Below are 9,206 nucleotides of genomic sequence, written 5' to 3' on the forward strand. Positions count from 1 at the left end.
TGACCATTGTTTGAAATCATAAACAAACAGATGCACAATCCTAATATTTTATATTTAATTGTATTCATTTTTGATTGATATTTTAAGAAAAGCTTCCTTTTCGGAGTTCCTAATCAGGAAGCTTTACAGTTATTATTTGTCTACGTTTTGTGTTATTGTTCCGTTTCCTGGATTGTTTATTGCTCCTTGCGGGAACGGAGATGTCCATAAATGAGAGTCTGAAGAAAGCGTATATGTTTTACCACCAGCCACTTTTGTGAAACTAACTTTGTAAACTCCTTCTGCATTTAAACGGCGTGCGTCTGCATATGGAATAAGCGTCATGATTAGTTCGTTGTTTTTCGTTCTGTAAATGGCATTCAAAGCTGTTGTTTTATCAGTAGTTGAAATATCTTGATAAGAAGCTGGAAGAATACGTGTTTTACGAACGGTATTTAAAACGGTTAATGCATCTGCAATTTGTCCTGAACGCGCTAGACATTCTGCTTTTATTAAATATACTTCTACTGTTGTTATTCCTCCAAAATTGAAAGCTCCAGTCAAAGTTCTTCTGTATGAAGTCTCAGCGCCTACTGTTCTAATTTTCCATCGAGAAATAAATCTTGCATCGCCCGTTTCAAAACGCTGTGCACGTTCTACCGGAATATCAAATTCTGCTCCTAAATTTGAAGAACTTCCGTGACGAAATGTATAATTTTCTACATAATTGAATCCCATTGGAGACGGAGTTGTAGTATACGAATTCGGAACATCGATCACTGCTTTATTGGCATTGTAATATCCAATCCAATCGTATAATTTATTGTTTTCTGCTAATGCTAAATCTGCATTTTTTAAAGCTTCTGTATAATTATTCATCTGCAGATTTACTCTTGCATTGAAAGCATAACCAGCGCCTAAATTTGGGTGTAATGCTGTCTGAGAAACTTTTGGCAGATAAGGCAGCGCATCTTTAATATCATTTAAAATAAAATCATATAATTCCTGAATAGTTACCTGTTTGCTTGGCGCATTAATATTAGCACTCGTAATTAATGGAACTGATAATTTTGTCGATGCTGTTGAAGCCACATAAGTATCTGCGTAAAAATTTACCAGATTAAAATAATTCATGGCACGCAACAATTTTGCTTGAGCCCAAACTACTCTTTGCTCCTGTTCTGTTGCTTTTGTTGCTGTTAAAGCATTTTCGATTATTAAATTAAAAGTCGAAATTCCTTGATAGCCTCCATAGTAAGTTCCTTCATCTGATGGTTTCAATTCGATACGGTTTGCATTTTCATCCCACATATAGTTTGCATTATACAATCTATTGCTCGATAAAGTTGCTGCGTTTACAAACTGGTCGTTTAATACGTGCAAAGCAGGTAAAACATCTACTCTCTGGTTGGTGTATTCGTCTCTTAAAAAAGCTTCAAAATCTGCCAAAGTGGTTGGTGTTTTTGATCCTTTTGGAATATCGTCCAAATAATTTTCGCAAGATGCCAAAGTCAATCCTAAAGCCAATAGGCACACTGCCTTTTTATATATATTTTTCATCGTCTAGTCTTTAAAAATTAAAAGTTAACATTTACACCAAAAACAAAACTTGGAGATTGGAAACCATTCAATAAGAATTTGGCATCTCTGCTTTTTGCTGCAGTAAACACATTTTCGGCATTTAGATTAAAACGCACTCCGTCTAATTTTACTCTCTTCATCAATTCTTTTGGCATTTGATAAGCCAATGAAACGTTGCTTAATCTAATATTTGAAGCGTCTAGAATGTTAATATCTGCGTATGAATAAATAGTTTGTGAATCTGAACTAAAATCGGGTTCATACTCATAAACAACTCTCGGAACATTTGTAAATGCTTCGTCTCCTGGCTGCTGCCAACGATCTCTAATATGATTATTTACAACCGTAATATCTGTTACATAACCACCCATTGCGCCATTGTAGTTGTTGTTGAGCATTGGCAAGAATGTATTTTTAATTTTATGACCTAACTCATATACAAAAAGTGCCGAAAGCGAGAAGTTTTTGTAATTGGCAGAAGTATGAAACGAACCGCTGTGAATAGGTACTGTTGAGCCAAAATCTTTAATAGCATCAACCTGACCCGGATTGTATTTTACAGCTGTTCCGTTTGCGTCATAAACCTGTGGCAATCCTGTGCTGCTTAGTCCTGCCCATTGGTAACCATAAATTGAGTTAAAACTTGTTCCTACTCTCGGAAAAGCTTGTGCTTGATCTAACTGTAAATAATAAACCGGTGCTTTTACGTTTATAAAATCTACTTTATTTTTATTATTAGCATACAAAATAGCAGCATCCCATGAGAATGAAGGTGTTTTTACGATTGTTCCTCTCAAAGTTACCTCGATTCCTTTATTTGTCATTCCTCCGTTGTTGATGGTATAAGTAGAATAGCCCCATCCTTCTGTTGGAATTCCTTGGCTGCTTGCTAATAAATCTTCTCCTTTTTTGTTATAAAGGTCTAAGCTTCCGTTTAATCTGCTTTTGAACAATGAAAAATCCAAACCAATGTTGGTTGTTGTTGTTTTTTCCCAAGATAATTCTGGATTTGGTCTCGATCTCACAGTTCCTTGAGTTCCTCCAACATTTGAATTAGAGTTGTAATACGCTGTTAAATAAGGCGCTGTATCTTTAGCAACATTTCCTAAAATACCATAAGAAGCACGTACTTTAAGCGCATCTACCCACGAAACTTTAAAGAAAGATTCTTTATCAATATTCCATCCCGCTCCAGCAGACCAAGTTGGTTTGTTTTGATATTTACTATCTGTTCCCCAAAGATTAGAACGATCCATACGTATACTTCCAGAAACGGTGTATCTTCCATCATACGTATATCCGCCTGTTGAGTAAACAGATACAAAACGGTTTAGCATTTCTTTTTCTAATGAAAAATCGTCTTGAATCATGTAGCCTCCAAAAACTCCTCCGTATACTTTAAGCAAATCTGCCTGATTTATTGGAGCAAAACCTAAAGTCTGCGAGTCATAACCATAACGTGTATTATTGCTAAATTCTAATTTTGTATGACGAATTTCCATACCTGCAATGGCAGAAAAATCATGTTTTTCATTAAAAGTCTGATTGAAATTTAACTGCTGACGGAAATTGTAAGCGTTTGTAAACTGATTGGTTTCTTTTATAATATCGCCATAAGGAAGATTGTAAACTGCTTTATTGTTTACAATAGTAACCAGTTCGTTTACTCTCTTTCTTACGTAATAAGAATCCTTTTCATTAAGCTGTTCTGCACGATCTGAACCATATTCGTATTGGAACATCGCATTGTATGTAAAGGCTTTGCTGAATTTAACGTTAAACTTTGCGTACGTTCTGTTTAGGAAGTTTTTATTTTCAACCAGATTTCTTCCAAATTCATCCATTGGCGTAATATCCATATTATACAATCCATAATTCTGCATAGACTGAAGCGTAAAATTATTGTAGCGAGATGCAGCTGTCGAAACAAAATTAGTTCCGTCGTTATTTACCAATTGATTGTACGGCTGAAATTTAAATCCAGGCAATGATGCAAGATAACTTTGTGTATCGCCAGTTCCGTAGTTTAAGTAAGTTCCTAAATCTAATGACAGCCAGCTGTTAATTTGAGTAGAGTTTTTCAAATTGATTCCTACTGACTGGTTTTCAGAATATCGATCTTCAAGCTGATTGTCTTTGTAAGTAATCGATGCATTAAAAGTATTGTTTTCTGTAGCTTTACCTAAACTAAGATTGTGCTGCATAAAATACTGATCTCGTTTTGCATATTTTGCAATATCATCATAATACTTATATCCTTGTGCGCCAAGTGTATTCAAACGGTTATTCATTTCTGTCATAGAAATTTTGCCTGCGTAACCATTTAATAAAGTATTCATTCCTAAACTTGTAAATGCAGCATTATTTAATAATGATTGCGCATAAGTTCCAGCATTTGCACTTTGTAAATTTGGGTTTCCTGCCGCCCAACCTTTTTCTAAACCAATAATATCAGCAGAATCGGTAAGGTTTCCGGTATAATTTCTATAAGGTGTAACGGTTAAATTGCTTGAAAACGAGATATTTGTTTTTCCAGCTTTTGCTTTTTTGGTTGTAATAACCACTACTCCATTTGCTGCACGAGAACCATAAATAGAAGCCGCCGCTGCATCTTTTAAAACTGTAATTGTTTCAATATCTTCTAAATTCAGATTCGGCACATTTTCTTCTATAGTGGCATAAGGCGTTAGTTTTGTACTTTCTACAGGAAATCCGTCAATAACATACAAAGGATAAACGACACCTCGCATAGTTGTTGTACCACGAATTTTACCATCCTGATATCCAACAATACGTCCTTCCAAGATTTTATCCATACTGCTTAAACGCTGCTCCTGAAACTCTTTTGCTTTTAAATTGGAGAAAGAACCTGTTATTTTTTCAGCAGAAATATTTTGGTAACCAGTCGTTAAAACCAAACCTTCTAATTCCTGCACGTCTTCTTTTAAAACAACATTGATAACGCTTCTTCCTTCAACTTTTATTTCTTGTCTTACATATCCTAAATAAGAATAAGCCAAAGTAGTTTCGCTGCTTACTGCAATAATTTGATATTCTCCATTAAAATCGGTATTTACACCTCTTCCTGAACCATTATCTGCAACTGCTGCACCTACCAAAGGCATTCCTTTTGCATCTGTTACTCTACCCTTTACGATAAAATCTGCAACAGATTTTTTCTCCTCGGTTTTTTCGGGAGCGATTTTTCTAGGCGTCAAGACAATATGGTTTCCAGACACTTTAAAATCGGTACTTGTATTATTAAAAATTTTATTTAATATAACTTCGATTGAAGCTTCGTATGCATTTACGTCGATTACTCTGTTTAAATCTACAGATCTTACATTGTAAACAAATCTGTAATCTGTAGTATATTCAAGTCTTTCAATTACTTTGGCAACGGTCATGTTGCTGGCATTAAAAGAAATCTTGCTTTTTTGAGAATAAGTGGTTCCGGCGTGCATTACTGTTAAGGCAGTTAGCAGAAATAATGTGGTCAATTTCATTTTCAAATCAAATTTCAAAAAAGGCTTATCAAACCTGATTCTGTTCAAGAGTTTTTTCATACTTTTAAAATGTTTTTTAATGTTGGTTGGTTAATTAACTGACCGATATACTCTACCGGGAAATGTTGGCGCATTTTCCGGTTTTTTTTATAACGATCCTTTTCATTTTGGATTTTTGTTACATAGGCCTCTTTATTTTAGATTTTAGATTTTAGATTTCTGATTGTTGATTTTAGATTTCTCAATCTCGCTTCTTATATTTTTTTGTCTTTCTTCTTTGATCTTTCTTCTTTTTCTCCCTCTCTATTTAATCGTTATTTTGTCTTGGTCAATGTTGTAATCAATCGCATAACTGTCGCTGAAATATTTCAAGACCACCTCAATTGGCTCATTATCAAAACGGGCATTGAAAATTTCTCTTCCGAGTGTTTTATTTTTGTTGATGAAAGTCACATTATATTGACGTTCTAACTTTTTGATAATATCATCAAAAGATGCATTTTTAAAAACGAGACTTCCTTTTACCCAATCAGTATAATAATCTGTATTAACCTGTTCGATATTTATTTCGTTTTGTCCTTTTTGGGTTGATCCTTTAAAACCTGGCGTTAAATAAACCTGATTTTGACTTGTTTTTTGATCTTTATAAAGTGAGACTTTGCCTTCGACCAATACAACATTTGTACTGCTATTATTGCTATATGAGTCTACATTGAACTTAGTTCCTAAAACCTCAACATTGACTTCCTGTGCATTTACCGTAAACGGATGACTTTTGTCTTTGCTAACTTCAAAATACGCTTCGCCGGTTAAATACACTTGTCTGTTTTTATTTTTGACAAACTGAACTGGATATTTAAATGAAGTTCCTGAATTTAAATGCACCAAAGTTCCGTCTGATAATTGTACATCGAATTTTTTTCCGTACGGGATTTTCAGAGTGTTGTAAACCAACTCTCCATTAGCGAAAGCTTTATTATAAACCAGTTTGTTTTTCTCTTGTTTTCCAATAATATTTCCATCTTTATCCGTAACATTTTTTTCTTCCGAAGTATCAATGTTTTCATATGCTCCGTTACCAAATTGTAAAACAATTTCGTCAACTCTCGGTACAATAACATTTTGTTTAACTTGTTCTGAGCTAGAATTTTTATAGAAATAAAATCCTCCCAAAGCCACAATTAAAACCGCTGCATATTTATAATATGATGAAAATCTTCGTTTATAAAAAACATTATTTTCCTTATTGATTCGTTCCGAAAGCTGTTTTCTAACTTCAGTCGAATCAAAAGTGTTCAAAGCAGTATCAATTGCATAATTGGTTTGTACAAAATCCTTAAATACAATTTGATTCTCTTCTTCTTTTAACCACTCTGTGAGCTGCTCAATCTCTTCTTGAGAAGCTTGATTTGTGATAAATTTAACAATTAGTCTCTCTGACTTTTTTACTGTCATTTTAGTCGTTTTTAATATTATTACGAAGCCAAAAAACAAAACCCTAACAATTTGATAAAGTTTTTTTCATTTTACTGATTTTTTTATTTTTCACAAGTCTTTTCTCTCAATAAAACTCGATTAATTTGATAGATTTTATAAGGTAAAAGATTTATATTTGCATTTTATTCCTTTTTTATTTGTAATAATTTTCGAATAGAAAGGCAAAAAAGAGGGCGTTTTGAGCAAATTCAATTCACTTTTTGACCTCAAAAACTATTAATTTATATATTTGTTTTTATGAAGATGGATGATTACAGCGATAATACTATTCTAATTGAGTCTCTACAAAATGGAGATGAAAGCGCTTACACGTATCTTATCGACACCTATCATCATAAACTTTGTGTATATGCTAACAGCTTGGTTAAGAATGTTTACAGCGCAGAAGATATTGTGCAAAATGTTTTTATTAAAGTTTGGGAACAGCGTACGAGATTAAAAGTAGACCATTCTTTAAAAAGCTTTCTTTATAAACTGGTTTATAATGAGTTTATCGATTTATACCGAAAAAACCAGTCTTTATTTTCTTTAGAAAAATCGTATTATGATGCCTTAAACGGAATTGTTCAGGAAGAAGATTCGGAATCTTTTCAAAGGGTTTTGAATGCTGTGAATAAAGAAATTCAAAACCTGCCTCCAAAATGTAAAGAAGTTTTTATTTTAAGCAAAAAAGAAGGTTTGACCAATATAGAAATTGCAGAACATTTGGATGTTTCCATCAAAACGGTTGAAGCGCAGATTACCAAAGCATTTTCAATTCTGCGTACTTCTTTAGAAGAAAAAGTAAAAAGTGTTTTGTTTCTTCTATTTTCTGCTAAAAAAAAATTCAGACTAAATAATTTAATCTGAATTTTCCTTTTATTGTTTTAAAGCTGAAATTGATTGTAAGCTTTAGGATACGTATTTCATTTTTTCTTCGATAAATTCTAGAATTGGCTCTTTCATATCGTGATAAAAAAGCACTTTCCAGTTTTCATCTTTTGCTTGCTGTTCCCATTTTTTACGAGATTCTCTAGCGCGTTTTCCGTCAAAATCAGTTTTATAGGCAACATGCATTGACCAATATATTTTTTGCGGTAAATCGTCGGCTCCATAAAAAACAATTTCGTCATCGGCTTTGATCCAAAAAACTTGATGAAATTGGGTATGCCCAGCCGAAACTTCATAGAAAATTTCGTCGGTAATTTGTCCGCTGTCAGCATTTAATAATTCCACATTTGGAAGTTTTTCGAGCTGATTCAATATTTCAGGAACGTAAGACGGATTATTGATTTGTTCTAAAGCAAAATCTATTTCGCGTTTTTGAATATAAATCGTTGCATTTGGAAAATTCTGAATCAGATTTCCGTTTTCAAAATAACCAATTCCTTCAATATGATCTTTATGCAAATGCGAAACCAAAACTTTTGTTATCTGTTGAGGTTCGATATTGTTTTTTCGTAAAATTTCATAAATAAAAGGAATGCCATTATTTACAAATCCTAATCCGAAATCTAATAAAATAACATCATTATCGGTGATAACAACAAAAGGCTGAATGGCCATTTTTAAACCTAGATCGTTTGATTCGTCTGACAAAAGTTTAAATTCTTTTTTAGAATTGGCAACATAATTTCCTTCTTGTAATGCTATAATTTCCATTTTGTTTCTGCTTTAATTTTGCAACATGACAAAGTTCTTAAGAATTTCTATATTTGTAAAACCTTATTTTTCGATAAAATCAATCGATAAAACCGATTTAGAAATGGAACTTCGTCAGCTTAAATATTTTCTGAAAGCAAAAGAATTACTGAATTTTACTGAAGCTGCTTCGGCACTTTTCATCAGTCAAAGTACATTATCGCAACAAATAAAACAGTTGGAAGATGAATTGCAGGTTCCGCTTTTTAACCGAATCGGAAAACGAATAACTTTGACAGAAGCTGGAGATTTGTTTGCCGTTTATGCACAGCAATCAGTCAATAAAGCTTCTGACGGATTGGAATTATTAAAAGATTTAAATAAACTCGAAACTGGAAAAGTAGCAATTGGCGTAACGTATGCGCTACGTCATGTGGTTACAAAAGCACTGATTTTATTTAGTTCTGAATATCCAAAAATACAATTCGAAATTATCTTTGGAACTTCGCAAGAACTCATTCAAAAACTAAATCATTTTCAGCTTGATGTTATTCTGACTTTTGAAGAAATTGCTTCTGAAGCACATTTTAAATATCTGGAATTGTTTACCTCGCCAATGGCTTTGGTTACAGCATCAGAGACGCCTTTGACCCATAAAAAAAGTATTTCTCTAGATGAGGTAAGTTCCTTGCCGCTTGCACTTCCGTCGAGTGGTTTCAGCACGACGCAATTTATCAATAAAGCTTTTGAAAAAAGTAGTTTACACCCAAAAGTTACGATTGAAATAAACGATATTCCCACTTTACTCGAACTGATTAAAACGGGAAAATGGCATACTATTTTGACCAAAACTACTATTGAAGACGAGAAAGATTTGTACGCAATTCCTATACAAGGCAAAAATATGACACGAACTGCGATGCTTATTTCTTTGAAAGAAGTATATGAGAAAAAAGCGGTTACGGCGTTTTTGAAAATGCTCGTAGAAAATTTGAAGTAATTTTTAAACATCAATATTTTACC

The 9,206-nt window shown here is 33.2% G+C and carries 6 protein-coding genes; 2 read left to right on the forward strand and 4 right to left on the reverse strand.

Annotated elements, in window-relative coordinates:
- Positions 1–132: 132 nt before the first annotated feature.
- The 3 genes from B3J44_RS04775 to B3J44_RS04785 form a co-directional block, all read right to left on the reverse strand.
- A complete protein-coding gene (locus B3J44_RS04775; RefSeq protein ID WP_286966114.1) occupies positions 133–1,539 on the reverse strand; it encodes a RagB/SusD family nutrient uptake outer membrane protein in 1,407 nt (468 codons plus the stop codon).
- Positions 1,540–1,556: 17 nt separating this feature from the next.
- On the reverse strand, positions 1,557–5,126 hold the full coding sequence (locus B3J44_RS04780; protein WP_286966115.1) for a SusC/RagA family TonB-linked outer membrane protein: 3,570 nt from the start codon (positions 5,124–5,126) through the stop codon (positions 1,557–1,559).
- A gap of 243 nt (positions 5,127–5,369) precedes the next feature.
- The gene (locus tag B3J44_RS04785) at positions 5,370–6,521 is read right to left on the reverse strand and encodes a FecR family protein (protein WP_286966116.1); all 1,152 of its coding nucleotides are present in this window, start codon (positions 6,519–6,521) and stop codon (positions 5,370–5,372) included.
- A gap of 279 nt (positions 6,522–6,800) precedes the next feature.
- Here B3J44_RS04785 and B3J44_RS04790 point away from each other — a divergent pair, with 279 nt between their 5' ends.
- Positions 6,801–7,412: an RNA polymerase sigma factor gene (locus B3J44_RS04790; RefSeq protein ID WP_198858440.1), complete on the forward strand. Its 612-nt coding sequence runs from the start codon at positions 6,801–6,803 to the stop codon at positions 7,410–7,412.
- A gap of 42 nt (positions 7,413–7,454) precedes the next feature.
- Here B3J44_RS04790 and B3J44_RS04795 read toward each other — a convergent pair whose 3' ends face one another.
- The gene (locus B3J44_RS04795) at positions 7,455–8,204 is read right to left on the reverse strand and encodes an MBL fold metallo-hydrolase (protein ID WP_286966117.1); all 750 of its coding nucleotides are present in this window, start codon (positions 8,202–8,204) and stop codon (positions 7,455–7,457) included.
- Between the two features lie 25 nt (positions 8,205–8,229).
- Here B3J44_RS04795 and B3J44_RS04800 point away from each other — a divergent pair, with 25 nt between their 5' ends.
- Complete coding sequence (locus tag B3J44_RS04800; RefSeq protein ID WP_286966118.1) at positions 8,230–9,183, forward strand: LysR substrate-binding domain-containing protein; 954 nt, start codon at positions 8,230–8,232, stop codon at positions 9,181–9,183.
- Positions 9,184–9,206 lie beyond the last annotated feature (23 nt).

Origin of the sequence: Flavobacterium sp. UBA4854, assembly GCF_002399805.1 — a bacterium.
Classification (GTDB): Bacteria; Bacteroidota; Bacteroidia; order Flavobacteriales; family Flavobacteriaceae; genus Flavobacterium; species Flavobacterium ginsengisoli.